Raw genomic sequence first — 649 nt, 5'->3', positions numbered from 1 at the left:
CACCTCGACCCGCTCGCCCCCGACCTCGCCACCCGCACCAGCCGGATCGCGCACCGGCTGGACGCGCTCGGCCTGGAGGTCACTGTGGAGACGGGCGCCCGCTACGTGCTCGACCCGCGCCGCAAACACGGCCCCTCCCTCCTGGACGCGGACCCCGGGGACCGCGCCCGCCGTGCCGACCTGCTGCTCCGGGCGGTACGCGTGGCCGCCGACCTGGGCGCCCACGCCGTGCACTGCTTCAGCGGCATCATCCCGCCCGGCACCGACCAGGACACGGCGTGGAAGCGGCTGGCCGAGTCCCTGGCCCCCGTCCTGGAGGCGGCCGGTGCCGCCGGCGTCCCCCTTGCCGTGGAACCCGAGCCGGGCCACCTCCTCGCCACCCTCGCCGACTTCCACCACCTGCGCCGCCTCCTCGGCGACCCCGGGCACCTCGGCCTGACCCTCGACATCGGCCACTGCCAGTGCCTCGAACCGCTCCCGCCCGCCGACTGCGTCCGCGCCGCCGCGCCCTGGCTCAAGCACGTCCAGATCGAGGACATGCGCCGCGGCGTCCACGAACACCTGCCCCTCGGGGACGGCGAGATCGACTTCCCGCCCGTCCTCGAGGCCCTGGCCGCCACCGGCTACCAGGACCTGACCGTCGTGGAAC

The 649-nt window shown here is 75.8% G+C and carries 1 protein-coding gene; it reads left to right on the top strand.

Annotated features, from left to right (window positions below):
- Positions 1 to 649 (top strand): sugar phosphate isomerase/epimerase family protein (locus tag C1I97_RS38480; protein WP_111007415.1); only part of this gene is annotated, 649 nt, incomplete at both ends.

Source organism: Streptomyces sp. NTH33, from assembly GCF_003236365.1.
Classification (GTDB): Bacteria; Actinomycetota; Actinomycetes; order Streptomycetales; family Streptomycetaceae; genus Streptomyces.
This window is presented reverse-complemented; position numbering and strand designations above follow the sequence as displayed.